The organism is Micromonospora sp. NPDC049903 (genome assembly GCF_044460945.1).
Taxonomy (GTDB): Bacteria; Actinomycetota; Actinomycetes; order Mycobacteriales; family Micromonosporaceae; genus Micromonospora.
Genome location: NZ_JBITKL010000001.1, coordinates 352,334 through 372,191 on the forward strand (window position 1 = coordinate 352,334; position 19,858 = coordinate 372,191).

Genomic DNA, 19,858 nt, shown 5'->3' on the forward strand with positions numbered 1-19,858 from the left:
ACTGTACGCACCGGCCCGGGGCCGGCGATCATGGCCGTCGTCGACGGTTGCGGCCCGGGCGACGGGTGCGGCTACGAACGACGGCGCCCGCCCCGGGTGGGGCGGGCGCCGGTCGGTCGCTGGGCGGCGATGGTCAGTCGTCGCCTTGGAAGTAGCTCAGCAGGCGCAGCATCTCGATGTAGAGCCAGATCAGGCTGACCAGGATGCCGAAGGCGGCGACCCAGGAGTAGCGCTGCGGCAGGCCCATCCGGACGCCGTCCTCGACCTCCTTGAAGCTGAGGATGAAGCTCAGCGAGGCGACCACGATGCAGACGATGCTGAACCCGATGGCCAGCGGGCTGCCGTCACGCAGACCGGTGTTCACACCGAACATCGCCAGCACCAGGTTGATCAGCATGACGGCGAAGAGACCCGCCATCACGGCGACCATGCCCTTGACGAACTTGGGCGTCGCCCGGATGACCTTCGCCCGGTAGAGCATGGTCATCACGAAGAAGACACCGAAGGTGGCGGTCACCGCCTGGATCACGATGCCGTCGTACAGCGACTCGAAGAACTTGCTCACCGCGCCGACGAGCACACCCTGGACCACCGCGTACGCGATGACCAGAGCCGGGTTCGCCATCTTGGAGAACGAGATGATCATGCCGAGCACGAGGCCCACGACGGCGGCACCGATCCAGGCGACGCCGAGCAGCGCGTCGGGCACCATCACCCAGGCCGCCGCGCCGGTCACACCGACGATGGCCAGGAGCATGACGGTCTTGACCACCACGTCGTCGATCGACATGGGGGTGACCGCCGGCGGCGCGGACGGGTAACCCGGCGCACCGGGGTAACCGGCCTGCGGCGGGTACTGCTGCTGGGGGTATCCGGGCTGTCCGTACGGCCCGGTCGGGGCGTACCCGGCGGCACGCTCCCGCTCGGCCGCCTGGCCGAGCCGGGCGAGCACCGGGTTCGAAGTCTTCACTCTCTGGCCTCCCTAAGGGGGTCGTGGCACGTCAACGCGCGCTACAAGAGTAAACGGCCGGAGCAGCGCGGTGTCGATCGGAATGCTGAGGGAACCCTGAGAGTGCCCGGGGCGGGGGTCGAACCCGCACGCCTTGCGGCAGCCGCTTTTAAGGCGGCCGTGTCTGCCGTTCCACCACCCGGGCGGGTGACCCCGACGCGACGACACGCGTGGTGCAGTGCCACGGTAGCGGGTTCCCGCCCGCTGCGGCGTCCCGCGCGGAGCACCCGCACTAGGGTCGAGGCCGTGAGCAGCGCCGCACCCACCGCACGCGAAAACGGCGTGTCCGAGCGGGCGATCCGTACCACCGATCGGGTACGCCTGCCACGCCGGGCCCGGCTGGTGGCGGCCGTCACGCGGCACCGGGCCGACCTGCTGGTGGGGCTGGTGTTCGTGGTGCTGGCGGGCTGGCTCACACACGGGCTCTGGCCCGACCCGACGGGGCGGGTGCTCGCCCTCAACCCCGAGGACCAGGTCCTCTACGAGTGGTTCCTGACCGTGGACGCGCGGGCCCTGCTGGGCGACTTCGGGCTGCACACCGACCGGCTGAACGCCCCGGACGGAGTGAACCTGATGGCCAACACCTCGGTCGTCGCCCTCGGCCTGCTGTTCGCACCGGTCACCCTGGTGTTCGGCGCGCCGGTCACCTTCGCCCTGCTCGCCGCCGGCAACCTGGCCGCCACCGCGACCGCCTGGTACCTGCTGTTCGCCCGGTTGCTGCGCGCGCACCGCCTGGCCGCCGTCCTGGGCGGCGCGCTGTGCGGCTTCGGCCCCGGGATGGTCTCGCAGACCAACAGCCACCTGCACATGACCGCCCAGTGGCTGCTACCGGTCGTGGTCTGGCTGGTGGTGCGCCTGCTCCGGGCCGCCGACGGCACCGGGCGTGCCGGGCCGGACCGGCGGCGGCTGGTGACCTCTGCCGTGGGGCTCGCCGCCGTGGTCTGCGTCCAGGTGTTCGTCGGCGAGGAGGTGCTGTTCCTCGCCGCCGTCACCCTGCTGGTGATGGCCGCGACCATGGCGGCCGTGGACCGGGACCTGACCCGCCGCGCGCTGCCCGCCTTCGTCGGCGGGATGGCGCTCGCCACCGGACTGGCCCTGCTGGTGCTCGCCCGCCCGCTGTGGCTCCAGTTCGCCGGGCCGCTCGGCGTCGCCGACGGCATGTTCAGCCCGCACTACTTCTCGGCCGACCTGCGCAGCTGGTGGGCGGTCTCGCCGCTGACCCTGCTCGGTGACGAGCGCTCGGCCGAGCTGACCACCGGGCCTGCCGAGTACAACACCTTCCTGGGCTGGCCCCTGCTGGTGGTCACCGCCGGGTGCGCGCTCTGGCTGCGGCGGCGCCCGCTGGTGCTGGCCTGCCTCGCCGGCATCCTGGTGATGGGGACGCTCTCGCTCGGCCCGGAGGTGGTCCACCGGGGCGAGGGCACCGGCCTGCCCGGGCCGTACGCGCTGCTGGCCGGGCTGCCGGTGGTGGACGGTGCGCTACCGATGCGCTTCGCCCTGGCGGTGCCGCCGCTGGCGGCGACGATCCTGGTGCTCGCGCTGGACCGGACGCTGCGCGTGGGGCGGCGTGCCCGACGGCTGGCGCTGGTGACGGCCGGTGTGGTGCTCCTGCCACTGGTCCCGACGCCGCTGCCCACCGCCGCGCGCACGCCGGTGCCCGAGTTCGTCACCGCCGGGCACTGGCGGACCTGCGTCGAACCGGGCGGGGTGCTGGTGCCGGTGCCGCTGGCGACGCCGAAGGACCCCTGGCCGATGCGATGGTCGACGGCGGCCGACGCCGCCTTCGGCATGCCGGAGGGCTTCTTCATCGGCCCGCACGGCCGGGGCGGCAGCGCCGCGATGGGGGTGGCCCCACGGCCCACGGCCGCGCTGCTCGCCGAGGTGGCCCGAAGCGGCCTACGCCCGGTGGTCGGCGAGAACCAGCGCCGCCGGGCCGCCGAGGACGTGCGGCACTGGGGTGCCTCCTGCGTGGTGCTGGCGGTCGCCACCGCGCACGCGGACAGCCTGCGGCTGACGCTGGAGGCGCTCTACGGGCCGTCCAGCCGGGTGGCCGACGCGTGGATCTGGCGGGTCTGAGCCCGCGCGGCCGGTGGGCCGCGCGGGCTCGGACCACTACGCCTTGGAGCCCGGGTAGGACGCCTCGGCGAACTCCTCGCGCGGATCGTGCAACTGACCGAGGGCGACCACCTCACGCTTGAGGAAGAACGCCAACGTCCAGTCGACCACCACCCGGACCTTGCGGTTGAACGAGGGGATGCGGCTCATGTGGTACGTCCGGTGCATGAACCAGGCCGGCCAGCCGGTCATCTTGACGCCGTAGACCTGGGCCACGCCCTTGTGCAGGCCGAGGCTGGCCACGCTGCCGGCGTGCTTGTGCTTGTAGTCGACCGGCTGCCCGCCCCGGACCACGGCGGCGATGTTGTCGGCCATCCGCTGGGCCTGGCGTACCGCGTGCTGGGCGCTCGGCGAGCAGAAGTTGCCCGGCGGCTTGGTCAGGTCCGGTACGGCGGCGCAGTCCCCGGCGCTCCAGGCGCCCTCGACCACCCGGTCACCGTCGACCACCTGGAGGGTGGGCCGGCAGGTGACCCGACGCCGCTCGTCGCGGGGGAAGTCGGTGGCGTCCAGCATCGGCGCCGGCTTCACGCCCGCCGTCCAGACGATGGTGTCCGAGCTGAAGCTGTCCCCGTCGGAGAGCTTCACCACCCCGTCGACGCAGGACTCCAGGCGGGTGTCCAGCCGGATGTCCATGTCCCGCTTGAGCAACTGCTGCACGGTGTAGGCACCCATGTCCCGGTCGACCTCGGGAAGGACCCGTTGGGTGGCCTCGACCAGCACCCACCGCATGTCCGACGCCGTCAGCTCGGGGTAGTACTTCAGCGCGTGCCGGGCCATGTCCTCCATCTCGGCGAGCGCCTCGATGCCGGCGTAACCGCCGCCGACGAAGACGAAGGTGAGGGCGCGGCGCCGGACCTCCGGGTCGGTCGTCGCGGCCGCCACGTCCAACTGCTCCAACACGTGGTTGCGCAGATAGATGGCCTCGCCGATGGTCTTGAACCCGATGCCGTGCTCGTGCAGGCCGGGGATGGGCAGGGTCCGGGAGACCGAGCCCGGTGCGACCACGACGTGGTCGTACGCGATCTCCCGTGGCGGGCCGACGATCGGCTGCACGGTGGCGGTCTTGCGGTCGTGCTCGATGCGGGTCACCGCACCGGCGACCACCGTGCACTTGCGCAACTCGCGACGCAGCGGCACCACGGAGTGCCGCGGAGAGATGTTCCCTCCCGACGCCTCGGGGAGGAACGGCTGGTAGGTCATGTGCGGCTGCGGGTCGACGACGATGACCTCGGCCTCACGGGAGCTGAGCTTCTTCGACAGGCGCAGGGCCGCGTAGAGCCCGACGTGCCCGGCACCCACCACAAGGATCCGCTTCGGATTCACGCTTACATCTTTCCCGTGCCAGCGCCGGTAACCCCGCTCGCGGCACCCTTCTGTGACCGAGCACAACCTCAGTGTGACCCGCGCTACCGCAGGGACGAAACCGGACGAATCACAGCGGCACCGCAGGCCCCGGCGATCCCGTCCGAACCGCCGTTCACCTGCGTCGCAGCAGCCAGGCCAGCATCGCGGTCAACCCGACGACCACCAGCAGACCGGCGATCGTGACCGGCATCCGTCCGGTGCCGTCGCTGCCGACCCGGGCCAACTCGACCAGCAGCACCCCGAGGACCGACGTGGCGAGCACCACTGTGCCCGCCCGTGTGAGCCAACGCACGATCAGATCCGGGTCCACCGCCGCGTCGTACGGCAGCAGTGCCGCCAGGGCGGTCAGCGTGTGCGCGAGGTAGAGCAGCGCCGCCACGAACAGCAGCCGCCACAGCGCGATCGGCCGCTCGTGCAGGTCGGTGGCGAGCACCCAGCCGGCGACCGTGACCAGCGTGGCGAAGCTCGGCCAGAACCGGTGCGGTGACACCGCAGGAGCCACCGCGACCACGGCCAGCGCGCCGAGCGTCTGCCCCTGGAGCATCTGGACGGGGTACGACAGCAGCAACCCGGCGAACGTGACGAGGAAGACGCCGAAGCGCACCAGGATCGGGGCCAGGGTGATCCGACCGGCCGCCGTCCGTACCGCCTTGAGCCGCGCGATCACCGGCCACCCACCCGAGGTGCCGTGGCCAGTCGGGCCACGTCCCGCAGCACCTGGTCGAGGCTGCCCGCACCGGCCCAGGGCACCACCGGCACCCCGTGTTCGCGAAGCTGGGCCATCATCGTCTCCCGGTCCAGCCGCCACAGCCGGTACGCCACCTCGGCCCAGCCCCGGTCGGTCGGCGGGGTCAGGTCGGCCGGCAGGGTGTCCACTGCGACCACGAACCGTCCCGAGCGGGCCAGCCGGGCCAGCATCTGCGCCGACCGCTCCTCCAGCAGCGGCGTGAGGACCACCACCAGTGCGTCGGCGGAGAGCACCTGCGGCCCGAACACCTGGTCGTAGGGCTCGTGCGGGGAGGACTGCGCCTTCACGTCCAGCAGCCACTCCAGGACGGTCAAGTACTGGCGGCGTCCGGTGGCCGGACGAAGGCGGCGGGCGCTCGGGCCGTACTCCAGCAACGCCACCCGGTCGCCCCGGTGCAGGTAGTGCTCGGCGATGGCGGCGGCGGCCCGGACCGTGGTGTCCAGCACCGAGGCGGTGCCGGCGATCCCGCCGGAGCGGCCCGCCTCGGCGAGCACGTCGAGCAGCACGACCACCTCGGCGTCCCGGTCGGAGAGGGTGGACGCCACGTGCAGTTGCCGGGCCCGCAGCGACACCCGCCAGTCGATGCGGCGCAGCCGGTCGCCGGGGGCGAACACGCGGACACCGGCCAACTCGCCGCCCTCGCCGGGCCGACGCGAATGGTGCGCGCCGACCAGGCCGGCGGCCCGGGGCATCGCCTCGACCGCGTCGAACGGCTCGGTCTTCGGGTACACCTTGGACCTGATCGGCTCGGCGTAGACCGCACGGGAGGTCAGCATGCCCTGCGCGGCGGCGACGCGGGCGCCGGCCGGGCCGATCCGGTGCCGTCCCCACCGCAACGCGGTGCCGGAGAGCTCCAGGTCGACTGCGGTGTCCGGGGCGACGGAGGTGACGAAGGGCCGGTCGGTCGGAGAGGACCGCCGGCCGGCGGGCGCGTCGCCACCAGCGAGGGCCGCCCGGGTCACCCGCAGCCACGGCGAGACCCGGGTACGCAGCACCGCCACGTCGTACGGCACAGTGCCCGGGTTGCCGACGCTGACCGTGCCGCTCACGTCGCCGCCCTCCACCAGGTGCGCCTCGTCGGCACTGATCCACACCTGGGGCAGCTCGGTGGGTCGGCGACGCAGCGCGTACGCGGTGCCGAGCGCGAACGGCACGGCCAGCACGACCAGGTCGACCCGACCCAACAGCACTGCGGCGGCCAGCAGCAGGCCGGTGAGCAGCACCGCGCGGCCGAGCGCCGCAGTCGGCGTCCAGCTCGGCGGGGCCGGTCGGTCCGGAGCGGTCACGACGGGTCAGTGTCCCGGTCCACCGGCGGCGTAACTGGGCAGCGCGCCACTGGCCGGCGCGGGAGTGCCGTCGAGGACCTCGCCGACGACGAAGGACGGGTCGACCCGGCGCAGCCACATCTCCGGCCGCAGCGTGATCCGGTGCGCCAACGCCGGTGCCGCGACGTCCTTGACGTCCTCCGGCACCACGTAGTCCCGGCCGGAGAGCACGGCCCGCACCCGGGCCAGCAGCAGCAGTGCCAGCGAGCCACGCGGCGAGGCACCGACCAGCACCGACGGGTGTTCCCGGGTGGCCGCGGTCAACGACACGATGTACCGGCCGACCGAGTCCTCCACCACCACGTCCTCCAACGCCGCCTGCATGGCGCGCAGGGTGGCGGCGTCCACGACCGGTTTGATCTCGGCCTCCTCGCGGCGGCGGGCCATCCGCCGACGCAGCACCTCCCACTCCTCCTCGCGCTCCGGGTATCCGAACGACACTCGCAGCAGGAAACGGTCCAGCTGCGCCTCCGGCAGCGGATAGGTGCCCTCGTACTCGATCGGGTTGGCGGTGGCGAGCACGTGGAAGGGCTCGTCCAGGCGATAGGTGACCCCCTCGACCGAGACCTGCTTCTCCTGCATCGCCTCCAGCAGGGCGGACTGGGTCTTCGGCGGCGTCCGGTTGATCTCGTCGGCCAGCAACAGGTTGGTGAAGACCGGGCCGGCCCGGAAGGTGAAGTCGCCGCTGCGCTGGTCGTAGAGGAACGAACCGGTGACGTCGGCGGGCAGCAGATCCGGGGTGAACTGGAGCCGGCGGAAGTCCAGCCCGAGCGCCTGGGCGAAGGACCGCGCGGTGAGCGTCTTGCCCAGGCCGGGCAGGTCCTCCAGGAGCACGTGTCCACCGGCGAGGATGCCGGCGAGGACCAGTTCCAGCGAGTCCCGCTTGCCGACCACGACCTGGCCCACCGCGTCCAACACCGCCCGGGCGAGGCGGCCGACCTCGGCGGGGGGCATCGTCTGGCCGACGTCGTTCATCAGATCTTCTCCAGTTCGGCGACGATCGCCGCGAGATCGCGCGGCGAAGGGGTACGGCGGGGCGGGGTGTCCAGGAACGTCGACAGTCGCTCGCCCAGCAGGGCCCGGGCCCGGCCGGGATCCGACTCGCGGGTCACGCCGTGCTTGAGCCGGAGCCGCTCGTCGGCCAGTTCGGCGAGGCGGGGCAGGATCACGTGGGAGAAGCGCTCCGGCTGGGTCTTGGACCACTCCAGCGGAAGCTCCCACCCGTTGATCGCGGTGCGCAGCGCGTCTCGGGCGTCCCAGTTGTACATCCCGTCCTCCTCGCCGTCCTGCTGCGGCCGCGCCACGGTCTGTCCGGAGCGCGGCGGAGGGGCGAGCGTGGCGACGATGCGGCGTACCGCGAGCACGGTGACCACTCCGGCGACCAGCACCACCAGGGACACCCGCAACCCGACCGCCCGCAGCCCGGCGATCAGGACGACGGTCGCGGCGGCGGTGAGGCCGAGGAACCCGAGCAGGCTCCGCAGCCGCCCACCCCGGGGCGCTTCCTGCTGGACCGGCCGTTCCTCCTCGAAGCTGAGCAGGTCGTCGATACTGGTTTTGCTCATGCCGGCGCTCCGGCGGCGGCGGTGGCGGTGAGTTCGCCGCGCAACCGTTGCAGGGCGGCGCGGGCCTGGTCGCGGGTGCGCTCCTCGACCGGGCGGGTCGCGTACCGTGCCTCGCGGTAGACCTGCGCCAGCTCGGCCAGCACGTCGGCGCTGACGATCGTCGGCACGCCGTTGGCGGAGTCCCCGCGCAGCAGCCGGGTGACCAGGTCGGTGGGGGTGTCACCGGCCAGTCGGGGCACCCCGACACCGGCGGCGGCCTCTTCGAGGCGGACCCAGCAGGCGATCACGGCGGTCCTCGGGTCGGTGTCCCGGTCGTCCAGGTCGACCAGGCCGGCGTCGACCGCGGCGACCACCTCGCGGGCGGTGCCGGCGGCGCTGCGGCGGGCCGGACGGGCGGGCAGCCGCCGGGTGACCCGGCGGGTCATGCCCCGGATCACCGTCCAGGCGAGGTAGCCGATGACCACGAGCAGGACGAGCCCGAGCAGCGCCAACGCCAGCGTGCCGATCCAGGGCGGGATCTCGGCCCGGGTCTGCTCGGCGGCGTCGCGCGGCTCGACCGGGATCGAGGGACGCGGGTCGCCGGTCGGGTACTCCAGGACGAACGGGGCGTCCTGCACCGCCGGCGGGATCCGGCTCGCGCCGATCGACGAGTGCGCGGCGGCCAGCGTGACGACGGCGAGCAGGCCGATCACCGCGGTGACGGGCCACCACTTGCGCAGCAGGTCCACGTCGACCTACCTTCGCTCCACCAGGGCGTACGGCGGGCTCGTCTGCGTCGCGTCCGCCATCTCCACCACCCCGCAGCGTCAGTCCAACCCGGCCAGTTCTTTCGCCCGGGCGAACACATCGTCAAGCATTCCTGGTGTCAGCCGTCCGGTGAAGGTGTTCTGCTGGCTGACGTGATAGCAGCCGAGCAGTTCCGGTACGGCCGTGCCGGACCAGTGTGCCCCATGGCCGAACGACGGTCGCGGGCTGGGCGGACGGACGCCGTACACGTGGCGTGCCACCGGCCACCACGCGGCCCAGGCGAAGCCGCCCAGCGCCACCACCACCCGCAGCGTCGGTCGGATCAGGTCGACCTCCCGGTGCAGCCAGGGCGCACAGGTGTCCCGCTCGGCCGGGCTCGGCTTGTTGTCCGGCGGGGCGCACCGCACCGCCGCGAAGATCCGGGTGTGCCGCAGGGCCAGTCCGTCGTCGGCGGCCACGCTGGTCGGCTGGTTGGCCAGGCCCGCCCGGTGCAGCGCGGCGAAGAGCACGTCGCCGGAGCGGTCGCCGGTGAAGATCCGTCCGGTGCGGTTGCCGCCGTGTGCCGCCGGGGCCAGCCCGAGCACGGCGATCCGGGCCTCGGGGTCACCGAAGCCGGGTACCGGCCGGCCCCAGTACTCCTGGTCGCGGAAGGCGGCGCGTCGGGTGCGCGCCACCTCCTCCCGCCAGGTGACCAGCCGGGGGCAGGCGAAGCAGTCGGCGACGGCCGCGTCGAGGTCGGTCAGGTCGGCCGCCCGCGTGGCGCGGGCGACCACGTCGGCCGGGGTACGCGACTCAGCCAAGCTTGGCCCGGAACAGTTCGAGCGTGCGGGCCCAGGCGCTGGTGGCGGCACGCAGGTCGAACTTCTCCGGCCGGTCCTCGTTGAAGAAGGCGTGCGCGGTGCCCGGGTAGTCGTGCAACTGGCAGGTGCCGCCGGCGTTCTCGATCGCCCGGCGGACCGTCTGGACGCCGGGGTCGGTGGAGGTGCCGTCCGCCTCGGAGCAGTGCACGAGGGCGTCCTTGCCGGCGTAGTCGGTCCACTCCGGACGCATGCCCTCCCAGGGCAGCCGGGGGTAGAACGCGGCGGCGGCGACGATCCGCTCGGAGTGGCTGGCCGCCCAGAGCGCCAGGCTCGCCCCGGCGCAGAAACCCGCGCAGCCGACCTTTCCGGTCACCTCGGCACGCCCGGCGAGGTAGTCGGCGGCCACCGCGATCTCGCGGGCCGCCTCGTCCATCTGTGGACCGTTCAACAGTCGTCGGGGCTCGCTCGGCTTGCCCGCCGGCTCGCCGTGCCGGAAGTCCGGGGCCAGCGCGACGAAGCCCGCCTCGGCGAAGCGGTCCACCACCGACCGGATCTGCGGCACCAGGCCCCACCAGTCCTGGATGACGATGACCGCAGGGCTGGCCGTGCCACTGGCGGGCACCGCGAGATACCCCTCGCCGGTACCTCCGCCGCCACGGTAAGTAACCATCTCGCCCATCGGCCCATCCTCCTAGCGGTCAGTCATCGTTGGCTGGTCGCCCAGTGGTCGTACGTGTCGGTAGCCTGCCACGGGGTGACCATCGCTAGGAAGATGCGGGAGCAGTGGTGTTCACCTCCCGTTCGCACACCCCGCTCGACACGCCGACGGCGGCACCGGGTCGGTGCCGCCGTCGATGGTGCGGGGCCATGCCCTGCCGTCAGGCCTTCCGGGTCAGGCAGAGCAGGTAGCCGGTGGCGCCGGGCTTGACGCTGTAGAAGACGTAGCCGTCTTCGCCCTCCTTGAAGTACGGCTCACACGCCTCACCGGTGCGGGCCTGGGCCTCGGTCTGGTCGTCGACCCGACCGACCACGTTGTACGCGGCGTCGGTGTCGGTGCAGGCGACCACCTTCGCACCGCTGACCTCGGTCTCCTGCTCGCCGATCGTCTCGGGAAGCTCGGCGATGCAGTCACCGGACTTCGCCTCGGCGGTCTTGTCGGAGTCGAAGAGGCTGGCGAGGCCGAACTTCAGACCGGTGATGACCGCGAACACGACGAGCGCGCCGACGATGCCGATCAGCTTCTTCTTGCCACCGGACCCACGCGCCGGTTCGGTCGGCGGCGCCGACTGCCCCGCCGCCTCTCCGGAGGGCGGTGCCGGGACACTCGACGGGTCCTGCGAAGCATTCGGCGCGGGAGCCGATGCGACCTGCTCTGACACGGTTTGTCCTTCCAGGGTGGATGAGCAGACGACACCGTAAGCGATCATCGATGTCGTCCGTCGCCCCGTGGGCATCAACCGTTCAGCTATTTCCCAGAAGGCACTCAGCCGACCGGAGCGAGGCTCCAGGCGATGCCGTCGAGGATGTCGTGCTCGGAGGCCACCACCGAGTCCATCCCGGCCCGTTCCATGATCACCCGGAGGACGAGCGCGCCGGCACCGATGACGTCGGCCCGGCCCGGGTGCATCACCGGGATCGCCAACCGCTGCTCCCGATTGGCCGCCAGCAGCTCGGCGGTCACCTGCGCCACCCGTTCGTACGACACCCGGGCGTGGTGGATGCGGGTCGGGTCGTACCCGGTGAGGCCCTCGGCGATCGCGACCACGGTGGTGACCGACCCGGCGAGCCCGACCAGCGTGGCCGCCTCGCGTCCCGGCACCACCGTCAACGCGCGGTCGACCGCCACCGCGATGTCGGCCTGCGCGGCGGCGATCTCGTCCAGCCCGGGCGGGTCCCCGTGCAGGTGCCGCTCGGTCATCCGGACGCAGCCGATGTCCATCGAGATCGCCGCGTCGACGCCGCCGTCCCGGCTGCCGACCACGAACTCGGTGGAGCCGCCGCCGATGTCCACCACCAGATACGGCGACCGCGCGTCGGACGGCAGTCCGCGTACCGCGCCGGTGAACGAGAGCCGGGCCTCCTCGTCGCCGCTGACCACCTCGGGCGCCACGCCCAGCGTCTGCTGCACCATGGCCCGGAAGTCGGCGGCGTTCTCCGCGTCCCGGCTCGCCGAGGTGGCGCACATCCGCACCCGCTCGACACCCGACTTCTCGATCTCGGCGGCGTAGTCGGCGAGCGCGACCCGGGTCCGCTCGATCGCCTCGGGGGCGAGCCGTCCGGTGGCGTCGACGCCCTGGCCCAGCCGGACGATCTCCATCCGCCGGGACACGTCGCGCAGCGGCGCCGAGGGCCCCTCCGACGGGTCGGGCAGGTCGGCGACCAGCAACCGAATCGAGTTGGTGCCACAGTCGATGGCGGCCACACGCGTCGTCACGACGGTCACCCTACAGTGGCGAGCCGACCGGGCACCCGGCCTCAGAGACGCAGCAGCATCCGGGTGTTGCCCAGCGTGTTCGGCTTGACCCGTTCCAGGTCGAGGAACTCGGCGACGCCCTCGTCGTACGAGCGCAGCAACTGCTCGTAGACGGGGTTCGGCACCGGAGCGCCGTCGATCTCGGTGAAGCCGAACGAGCCGAAGAACCGGGTCTCGAAGGTGAGCACGAAGATCCGCGCGATGCCCAGGTCCCGCGCCGCCTCGATCAGCTCGGCCACGATCCGGTGCCCGATCCGCCGACCCCGGCAGGTCGGGTCGACCGCCACCGTCCGGATCTCGGCCAGGTCCTCCCACATCACGTGCAGCGCGCCGCAGCCCACCACCGCGCCGTCGGCGACCCGGCTGGCGACCCGGAACTCCTGCACGTGCTCGTAGAGCGTGACGGTGGCCTTGCTGAGCAGCCGCCGGTCGTCGGTGTAGGTGTCCACCAGCCGACGGATGGCCCGGACGTCGGCGGTGCGGGCGGGCCGGACCAGGATGTCGTCGGCCCCGTCCGGAGCGGGCTCGCCGCTCACTCGGCGTCCGGCACGTCGACGCACCGGCCCGCCGCCCACCAGGGCTCGACCAGGTCCAGCGTCTCGTCACCGAACGGGTTCACGCCGGGCCCGGCACCGAGCGCGTGACCGAGATGGACGTGCAGGCACTTCACCCGGCCGGGCATCCCGCCGGCCGAGATGCCGGCGATCTCGGGGACCTCGGCGATCGAGTCCCGCCGGGCGAGGTAGTCCTCGTGCGCGGCCCGGTAGCGGTCGGCCAGCTCCGGATCGGCGGCCAACCGGTCGGCCATCTCCCGCATCAACCCGGCCGACTCCAACCGGCTGCACGCCGCGGTCGCGCGGGGGCAGGTCAGGTAGTAGAGCGTCGGGAAGGGGGTGCCGTCGGCCAGCCGGGGCGTCGTCTCCACCACGTCGGGCAGGCCGCACGGGCAGCGGTGCGCCACCGCCCGGGTGCCGCGCGGCGGGCGTCCGAGCTGCGCGGCCACCGCGGCGAGGTCGGCCTCCGTGGCCGGCTCCCGCTTCGGTGGGGGTACGGAGGCCGCCGCCGGCTCCTGCGGTGGTACGACAGTCACGGTGCCATCTCTCGTTCGTGCGGGGGTGGTCGGTGCTCAGTCGACGGTCGGGGTCGCGTCGGCGGCGCGCACGCTCGACCAGAGCGTGTCGTACCAGCGGTCCGGTGTGGACGGAGTGCCGGGCTGCGCGGTGCCGGCGTCCCGGGCGGCGCCGGCCGGGTCGTCGAGCAGCACCACCAACTTCTCACCGGGCCGGGTCATGAAGAACCGCTCCCGCGCCTTGGCCTCGATGAACGCGTCGTCCTGCCACTTCTCGGCCTCCTCGGTCAGCTCGGCGATCAGCTTGCGCTGGGCGGCCTGCGAGGCCTCCATCCGCTCGATGTCGGCCTGCTGGTCGAGATAGACCCGGACCGGGTACGTGTAGGCGAGCGCGAGCGCGATCAGCACCGCGACCAGCACGGTGGCCCGGCCGGTGAGACCTCGGGATTGGGGTGCGGAGAGCCGGGTGACGCCGCCTGCGGCGGTGCGCCGGGCTGCGGCAGGCCGCTTGGCGGAGCGTACGCCCTCGGCACCGCGGGCGGCCGACGGCGCCCGGCCGGCGGTGGTACGCGACTCGGCGCGGACCCCTCCGCCGTCCCGGACCGCGCCCCGGCCGGTGCCGGGCCGACCGGTGCGGCCGGGCCGGCGGGCCGGACGTTGACCACCCGGCGTGCGGCGCTGCTGCATCACACCCCTCCCCCGAGGTTCACCACCCGTCAGGCGGAACGGTAACGCGGGAAGGCGCCCGCACCGGCGTACCGCGCCGCGTCGGCCAACTCCTCCTCGATGCGCAGGAGCTGGTTGTACTTGGCCACCCGGTCGGAGCGGGCCGGGGCACCGGTCTTGATCTGGCCGCAGCCGGTGGCCACCGCGAGGTCGGCGATGGTGGTGTCCTCGGTCTCGCCGGACCGGTGGCTCATCATGCACTTGAAGCCGGCCCGGTGGGCCAGGTCGACCGCGTCCAGGGTCTCGGTCAGCGAGCCGATCTGGTTGACCTTCACCAGCACCGCGTTGGCCGCCCGCTCGGTGATGCCCCGGGCGATGCGCTGCGGGTTGGTGACGAACAGGTCGTCACCGACGATCTGGACCCGGTCGCCGATCGCGGCGGTCAGCGTCTGCCAGCCGCTCCAGTCGTCCTCGGCCAGCGGGTCCTCGATCGACACGATCGGGTACGCGTCGGCGAGCTTGGTGTAGTACTCGCTCATCTCCTCCGCGCTCTTGGCGACGCCCTCGAAGGTGTAGCGCCCGTCGGCGAAGAACTCGGTGGCGGCGACGTCCAGGGCGAAGACGATGTCGGTGCCGAGCGTGTAGCCGGCCTTCTCCACCGCCTCGGCGATCAGGTCCAGCGCGGCGGCGTTGGTGGGCAGGTTCGGGGCGAAGCCGCCCTCGTCGCCGAGCCCGGTCGACAGGTCCTTCTTCTTCAGCACGGTCTTGAGCGCGTGGTAGACCTCAGCGCCGGAGCGCAGCGCCTCCCGGAAGCTCGGCGCGCCGATCGGCGCGATCATGAACTCCTGGATGTCGACGTTGCTGTCGGCGTGCGCCCCGCCGTTGAGGATGTTCATCATCGGCACCGGGAGCAGGTGCGCGTTCGGCCCGCCCAGGTAGCGGAAGAGGCTCAGCCCGGCGCTGCCGGCTGCCGCCTTGGCCACCGCCAGCGAGACGCCGAGGATGGCGTTGGCGCCCAGCTCCCCCTTGTTGTCGGAGCCGTCGATGTCCAGCATCTTCTGGTCGATCACCCGCTGCTCGCTGGCGTCGTACCCGATGAGCTGGTCGACGATGCGGTCCTCGATGTTGGCGACCGCCTTCTCCACTCCCTTGCCCAGGTAGCGGCCCTTGTCACCGTCGCGCAGCTCGACCGCCTCGAAGGCGCCGGTGGAGGCGCCGGAGGGCACCGCCGCCCGGGAGACCGTGCCGTCGTCCAGCCCGACCTCGACCTCGACCGTCGGGTTACCCCGCGAGTCCAGGATCTCCCGAGCCTCGATTACCTCGATGGTTGCCACTGAGTCGCTCCTCGTTCGTGTCGTCTCGTGCGGTATGGGCCGCGACGGTGCGGCTGAGGCAGGTGTTGAACGCAGCGTATCGGTCCCCGTTCCTCCGCACCGCGACCGGGCGGGCCGCGACCCGCTCTGTGACCGCCGACGGGTCGGACATTCCCGAATTCTCGTGCGTCAACCGGCAACGGGTTTGCACGAGCGGGACCTGATCGATCAGGCTTGGCGCCATGCCCGCCGCCTCGACCACCCTCCGTACGCTCGCCGTGTCGGTCATCGCGTTGCTCACCGTCACTGGCTGTCAGGCTCTGGACGACGCCGGACGGGCGATGGGACGGGCCGACGTGGTCAACGAACTCGCCGCCCGGATCGACCGGGCGCTGGAGTTGACCTACTCGGCGCAGTACCAACTCTCCGGCGGACGGACCGCGTCGATCAACCAGTCGCAGGACCCGGCCCGGTCGGCGTACGAGTGGCCGGACGGCAAGCTGACCGTCACCGCCGAGGCGACCACCCGCTGCGAGGCCGACGACGGGCGGACGGTCTGCACGCTCGAAGCGCCGCCCGCTGCGAACAGCAAGCCGCCGGTGGTCGTCTTCGCCGCCGCCGAACGCGAGGGCCTGGTCACGCCGCCGCTGGTGATGGGCCTGCTGACCAGTGCCGCACTGGATCCCGGCGCGGTCATCACCCAACGCGAGAACACCATCGCCGGGCACCACGCGACCTGCGTCGACGTGCGGCAGACGGCCGAGAGCTTCAACGCCTGCGTGACCGCGGAGGGCGTGCTCGGCAGCTTCACCGGCCAGATCGACGGCGTGCCGGTGGAGTTGGCGCTGAGCCGCTACCAGGAGCAGGTCGACGGCGCCGCGTTCGAGGTACCGCCGGGCGCGGGCGTGGTGGACCGCCGACCCGCCACCTGAGGCTCAGATCCCGAGCAGGGTCCGCAGATGGCGCGGGGGCGGGCAGTTGTGCGCCAACATCTCGTCGTGCCAGTCCCGTAGCGCCACCTCGGACGGGCGGGCCGCGGCGATGTCGGCGACCTCCGCGTACCCGACGAAGTAGGTGGAGAGCTGGGCCGAGGTGAGCAGCGAGCGGCGCCACTTGCCGGCCGCCTCACCCTCCTCCTGGAAGCCGCGCCCGGTCAGCAACGCCATCGCCTCCGCCTCGGACGCCTCCTCGGCGTGGACCAACTGGTCCAGCAACGCGTTGAGGGTCATCCGCAACTGCACCTTGAGCTGCTGCAACCGCACCGGTAGCCCGCCGAACCCGTGCCCGGCCATCAGCTCCTCGGCGTAGACCGCCCAACCCTCGACGAACGGACCGGACCGGGTCAGCGCGCGGACCCGGGTGGCGCCCCGGTGACGGCGGGCGTGGGCGAGCTGGAGGAAGTGACCGGGCATCGCCTCGTGCACGGTCAGGTTCCTGATCATGTGGTCGTTGTACTCGCGGTAGAACGAATCCACGCGATGCGCCGGCCAGTCCGCCGGAGGCGGCGCGATGCAGTAGAAGGTGGGCAGGTCGGCGGTCTCCAGCGCGCCCGGCGCGTCACAGTAGGCCACCGCCACGCCGCGCGCGAACTGCGGCATCACCTGGATCACGCAGGGGTCGTCCGGCACGCTCACCAGGTCGTGCGCGCGAACGAAGTCGCTCGCCTCGTCCATGGTGATCGAGGCCAGGTCGACGATGGTGTGGTCGTCGGGGTGCTCGGCGGCGAGCAGGTCCAGCGCGCGGCGTACCGTCTCGTCGTCGGCCGGACCGCCGACCAGCTCGACCGCCGCCGCCCGGATCTCCTCACCGATCCGGTCCAGGTTGGCCCAGGCCCGCCGCTGGATCTCGGCGGCGCCCAGCTCGGTGTCGAGGGTGTGCCACAGGCGGGCCTCCCAGCGCCGCCGCCCCAACCGGGGATCCCGTCCCGGCCCGTCCTCGGTGGCCAGCCCGGTGCGCAGCCAGGCGACGAACTCCTCCAGCGCGGCGATCGCCGCGGTGGCCGCCGGCTCGACCCGGTCGACCAGCGCCGGTGCCTGCGCGAGCAGCGCCGGCACCTCGTCCCGGACCAGCGCGGCGGTGCCGGTGAACTGCCCGACCGCCGTCTCGGCGTGGATCCGGGGCATGTCGCGCAGCGTCGCCCGCGCGGTCGCCAACGCGTCCGGTACGGCGGCGAGCCGCCCGGCGAGCGCGGTCAACCGCTCCTCGACCGGCGCGTACGGCCGGGCGACGAGCGCGTGCAGCAGCGGGCCGGGATTGTGCGCGAGCGGGTCCCACTCGTGTGCCCGGATCTCGGTCAGCTCGAACAACTCCCGGTCGACCGCCGCCGCCAGCAGTGCGTGGTCCACCTGCTCCTCGACGTCGCCCGGGTCCGGGTCGATCTCGCACAACACGCTGGCCGCATCCACGAGCATCGCCCGGTCGGCCGCCACCGCGTCGGCGGAGAGATCCGGCAACCGGTCGTCGTACCGGTGGTCTCCGACCGAGGTGGCCACCCCCGGCCGACTGACCAGCAACGCCTCGACGATCCGCTCCGCCACCACCCCGAACTTCTCCACCCCCCGACCCTAACCACCCCACCCGCCCCCCGCCGCTGGAGCGGTCCCGCCCCGCCCCCTCCCCCCGCCCCGCCCCGCCTCCCTTGCCGGCGAGCCCCGCCCACCGCAAACGGTCCATCCACTCCGGTGATCAAGGAGTTTGCGTCGTGCCGACACGGTTTTCCGATGCAAACCTCTTGATCACGGAGCCACGCCGGCCATCTGGCAGGGGTTCGTGCACCTGGCCGGTCGATCGGGCCGCTGGGCTGCCCAACCTCAGCGCGATGGTGGGGCTTCGGCATTTGGCAGCAGCGTGGCGGCGCAGCTGTTCGACACGCCGGACCTGGAACAGCTGCACTGCCACGATCCGGGGAGCGCGTCAGGGGGGCGGTGCGTCAGCTCGGGCGGGCGGTGGATTCGGCCTTGCGGATGGACTCGGCGTGGGCGAGGGTGGCGCGGCGCAGGGCGGTCTCCGGGTCCAGGCCGGCGTCGCGGGCCTCGGCCACGGCGGTCAGCAGGGCGGCGCCCAGAGCGGCCTCGGCATCCGGCTGGGCCTCCGGCGACGGGAGCGGCACACCGAGCCCGGCCCGGGTGGCGCGTTCCAGGGTCTTGGCGGCCAGCGCCAGCGCGGGCTGGCTCACCGCGATGCCGTCGAGCACCGAGTCCCGGGACTTCTCGGCCTGCTTGATCCGCTCCCAGTTCGCGGTGATCTCCTCCAGGCTGCCCGCCTGGGCGTCGGCGAAGACGTGCGGGTTGCGCCGGACCATCTTGTCGACCAGGCCACCGGCCACGTCGTCCACGGTCCACCGCTCGCCCTCGGGCAGCTCCTCGGCCAGCCGGGCGTGCAGCACCACCTGGAGGAGCACGTCACCCAACTCCTCGCGCAACGCGTCGGTGTCCCCGGCACCGATCGCGTCGTACGCCTCGTAGCACTCCTCCAGCAGGAACCCGGCCAGACTCCGGTGGGTCTGCGCCCGCTTCCACGGATCACCACCCGGGGAGAGCAGTCGGTCCAGCACCGCCACCGCGTCGAGCAGCCGGGCCCCCGGCGGATCCCACGAGCCGTACATCAGCTCCAGCTCGGCCAGCCCCGGTTCGCGGGCCAACCGCAGCCCCAGCTGACGGGCCAGCGACTCGTCACCGGCCGGGCCGGCCAGCCACACCACGGTCTCGTGCGTCGCCGAGGCGTCCAGCAGCGCCGGCACCGCCGGCCCGTCGAGCACCCGCACCTCGGCACCGGCGACCCGCAGGGCGTTGGTCAGCTCGCTCTCCGCACCGGCGAACACCGGCGCGGCGCGTACGACGTCCCAGGCGGCCGCCGTCAGCAGACCGGCCGGCAACCGGGGCGAGGTCACCAGCAGGACGATCCGGGGCACGGTCAGCCGTCGACCGGGCCGGTCTGCGCCGGCCTCGGAGTGGAGACGTCGGTGACCGCGTCGGAACCGGGCTCACCCAGCGGCACACCCACCGCGACCGCCTGACCGGCGAAGCTGAGCACCGGGAACTCCAGCGGACGGTAGCGCGGGTTGACCGTCACGTCGTACGTCTCGACCGCCCCGGCCAGAGCGTCGCGGGTGGCCAGGGCCTGGCGGAGCTGTTCGCCGTCGAGCTGCGGGGCGGCCTGCTCGACGGTCACGTCGGCGGGTACGGCACCGGCGCGCTTGCCCGCCGCCACCAGGTCGGCCAGCTCCTGCTCGGTCGGTGCCACCGGCGAGCCGACCGGGATGCCGGACAGGCAGGTGTACAGCTCGGCGACCTGCCGCGCGTACGTGGCCTCCGGGCTGATGCCGAGCTGCTGGGCCACCTGGGCGGCCTCGGCCTGCCCCTGGGGGCGGTAGCCCTCGGCGGCGGAGATCCGCTCGCAGACCTGACCGAGCACCAGGGTGCTCACCACCTCGCCGCGCCCGGGCAGCCGTACCTGCTGCTGGCCGGGCACCGGCTCGGCCGGCTCCGGGTTCTTGGCCCGGGCGTCGTCGATGACCTCGGTGACGGCGTCCTCGGTGATCCGGTGGTCACCGACGTACGCGGCGACACCGGGCTCGGAACGGCAACCGGAGAGGGCGACGAGGCCGACCGCCACGCTGGCGACGGCGACAAGACGGCGAGCACGCATGCCCGTCACTCTCTCA

The 19,858-nt window shown here is 72.9% G+C and carries 20 protein-coding genes and 1 tRNA gene; 2 read left to right on the plus strand and 19 right to left on the minus strand.

What is annotated here, in order from left to right; genetic code table 11:
* Positions 1 to 133: 133 nt before the first annotated feature.
* Together ACIBO1_RS01585 and ACIBO1_RS01590 are read right to left on the minus strand one after the other, a co-directional pair.
* The gene (locus ACIBO1_RS01585; protein ID WP_131055973.1) at positions 134 to 970 is read right to left on the minus strand and encodes a Bax inhibitor-1/YccA family protein; all 837 of its coding nucleotides are present in this window, start codon (positions 968 to 970) and stop codon (positions 134 to 136) included.
* 103 nt (positions 971 to 1,073) lie between these two features.
* Positions 1,074 to 1,154 (minus strand) — tRNA-Leu (locus tag ACIBO1_RS01590).
* 101 nt (positions 1,155 to 1,255) lie between these two features.
* Between ACIBO1_RS01590 and ACIBO1_RS01595 the strand changes: the two genes are divergently transcribed.
* Entirely contained in the window at positions 1,256 to 3,085 is a 1,830-nt protein-coding gene (locus ACIBO1_RS01595) for a hypothetical protein (RefSeq protein ID WP_396740582.1), read from the plus strand.
* Positions 3,086 to 3,121: 36 nt separating this feature from the next.
* Here the strand turns inward: ACIBO1_RS01595 and ACIBO1_RS01600 are convergent, their stop codons facing one another.
* From ACIBO1_RS01600 to eno, 14 genes are all read right to left on the minus strand, one after another.
* The gene (locus ACIBO1_RS01600) at positions 3,122 to 4,447 is read right to left on the minus strand and encodes an NAD(P)/FAD-dependent oxidoreductase (RefSeq protein WP_396740584.1); all 1,326 of its coding nucleotides are present in this window, start codon (positions 4,445 to 4,447) and stop codon (positions 3,122 to 3,124) included.
* Between the two features lie 154 nt (positions 4,448 to 4,601).
* A complete protein-coding gene (locus tag ACIBO1_RS01605; RefSeq protein ID WP_396740586.1) occupies positions 4,602 to 5,156 on the minus strand; it encodes a hypothetical protein in 555 nt (184 codons plus the stop codon).
* Positions 5,153 to 6,523, minus strand: coding sequence for a DUF58 domain-containing protein (locus ACIBO1_RS01610; protein WP_396740588.1), 1,371 nt, complete (start codon positions 6,521 to 6,523; stop codon positions 5,153 to 5,155). Before ACIBO1_RS01610 ends, ACIBO1_RS01605 begins: the two co-directional genes overlap by 4 nt.
* Positions 6,524 to 6,529: 6 nt before the next feature.
* Entirely contained in the window at positions 6,530 to 7,537 is a 1,008-nt protein-coding gene (locus tag ACIBO1_RS01615) for an AAA family ATPase (RefSeq protein ID WP_396740589.1), read from the minus strand.
* The gene (locus tag ACIBO1_RS01620; RefSeq protein ID WP_396740591.1) at positions 7,537 to 8,127 is read right to left on the minus strand and encodes a hypothetical protein; all 591 of its coding nucleotides are present in this window, start codon (positions 8,125 to 8,127) and stop codon (positions 7,537 to 7,539) included. The genes ACIBO1_RS01615 and ACIBO1_RS01620 overlap by 1 nt, the downstream gene beginning before the upstream one ends.
* On the minus strand, positions 8,124 to 8,855 hold the full coding sequence (locus ACIBO1_RS01625; RefSeq protein ID WP_396740593.1) for a DUF4129 domain-containing protein: 732 nt from the start codon (positions 8,853 to 8,855) through the stop codon (positions 8,124 to 8,126). Before ACIBO1_RS01625 ends, ACIBO1_RS01620 begins: the two co-directional genes overlap by 4 nt.
* 78 nt (positions 8,856 to 8,933) lie before the next feature.
* Positions 8,934 to 9,674: a uracil-DNA glycosylase gene (locus ACIBO1_RS01630; RefSeq protein WP_396740595.1), complete on the minus strand. Its 741-nt coding sequence runs from the start codon at positions 9,672 to 9,674 to the stop codon at positions 8,934 to 8,936.
* The gene (locus tag ACIBO1_RS01635; protein ID WP_396740597.1) at positions 9,667 to 10,353 is read right to left on the minus strand and encodes a dienelactone hydrolase family protein; all 687 of its coding nucleotides are present in this window, start codon (positions 10,351 to 10,353) and stop codon (positions 9,667 to 9,669) included. Before ACIBO1_RS01635 ends, ACIBO1_RS01630 begins: the two co-directional genes overlap by 8 nt.
* 199 nt (positions 10,354 to 10,552) lie before the next feature.
* The gene (locus tag ACIBO1_RS01640; RefSeq protein ID WP_396740599.1) at positions 10,553 to 11,053 is read right to left on the minus strand and encodes a hypothetical protein; all 501 of its coding nucleotides are present in this window, start codon (positions 11,051 to 11,053) and stop codon (positions 10,553 to 10,555) included.
* Positions 11,054 to 11,157: 104 nt separating this feature from the next.
* Entirely contained in the window at positions 11,158 to 12,096 is a 939-nt protein-coding gene (locus ACIBO1_RS01645) for an exopolyphosphatase (protein ID WP_396741464.1), read from the minus strand.
* Between the two features lie 53 nt (positions 12,097 to 12,149).
* Positions 12,150 to 12,683 (minus strand): amino-acid N-acetyltransferase, encoded by a 534-nt coding sequence (locus ACIBO1_RS01650; RefSeq protein ID WP_396740601.1) that lies wholly within the window; start codon positions 12,681 to 12,683, stop codon positions 12,150 to 12,152.
* Entirely contained in the window at positions 12,680 to 13,237 is a 558-nt protein-coding gene (locus ACIBO1_RS01655; RefSeq protein ID WP_350695693.1) for a DUF501 domain-containing protein, read from the minus strand. Before ACIBO1_RS01655 ends, ACIBO1_RS01650 begins: the two co-directional genes overlap by 4 nt.
* 36 nt (positions 13,238 to 13,273) lie before the next feature.
* Positions 13,274 to 13,903 (minus strand): septum formation initiator family protein, encoded by a 630-nt coding sequence (locus tag ACIBO1_RS01660; RefSeq protein WP_396740603.1) that lies wholly within the window; start codon positions 13,901 to 13,903, stop codon positions 13,274 to 13,276.
* A gap of 29 nt (positions 13,904 to 13,932) precedes the next feature.
* Positions 13,933 to 15,216, minus strand: coding sequence for a phosphopyruvate hydratase (eno, locus tag ACIBO1_RS01665; protein WP_396740605.1), 1,284 nt, complete (start codon positions 15,214 to 15,216; stop codon positions 13,933 to 13,935).
* Between the two features lie 221 nt (positions 15,217 to 15,437).
* Here eno and ACIBO1_RS01670 point away from each other — a divergent pair, with 221 nt between their 5' ends.
* On the plus strand, positions 15,438 to 16,127 hold the full coding sequence (locus ACIBO1_RS01670) for a hypothetical protein (protein ID WP_396740607.1): 690 nt from the start codon (positions 15,438 to 15,440) through the stop codon (positions 16,125 to 16,127).
* A 3-nt stretch (positions 16,128 to 16,130) separates the two neighbouring features.
* On the opposite strand, the gene ACIBO1_RS01675 is transcribed toward ACIBO1_RS01670, so the two are convergent.
* The 3 genes from ACIBO1_RS01675 to ACIBO1_RS01685 all read right to left on the minus strand — a co-directional run bounded on the left by ACIBO1_RS01675 (position 16,131) and on the right by ACIBO1_RS01685 (position 19,842).
* Positions 16,131 to 17,750: a DUF885 domain-containing protein gene (locus ACIBO1_RS01675; protein ID WP_396740608.1), complete on the minus strand. Its 1,620-nt coding sequence runs from the start codon at positions 17,748 to 17,750 to the stop codon at positions 16,131 to 16,133.
* Positions 17,751 to 18,124: 374 nt separating this feature from the next.
* Complete coding sequence (locus ACIBO1_RS01680) at positions 18,125 to 19,105, minus strand: nucleoside triphosphate pyrophosphohydrolase (RefSeq protein WP_396740610.1); 981 nt, start codon at positions 19,103 to 19,105, stop codon at positions 18,125 to 18,127.
* A gap of 2 nt (positions 19,106 to 19,107) precedes the next feature.
* On the minus strand, positions 19,108 to 19,842 hold the full coding sequence (locus ACIBO1_RS01685) for a hypothetical protein (protein ID WP_396740612.1): 735 nt from the start codon (positions 19,840 to 19,842) through the stop codon (positions 19,108 to 19,110).
* Positions 19,843 to 19,858 lie beyond the last annotated feature (16 nt).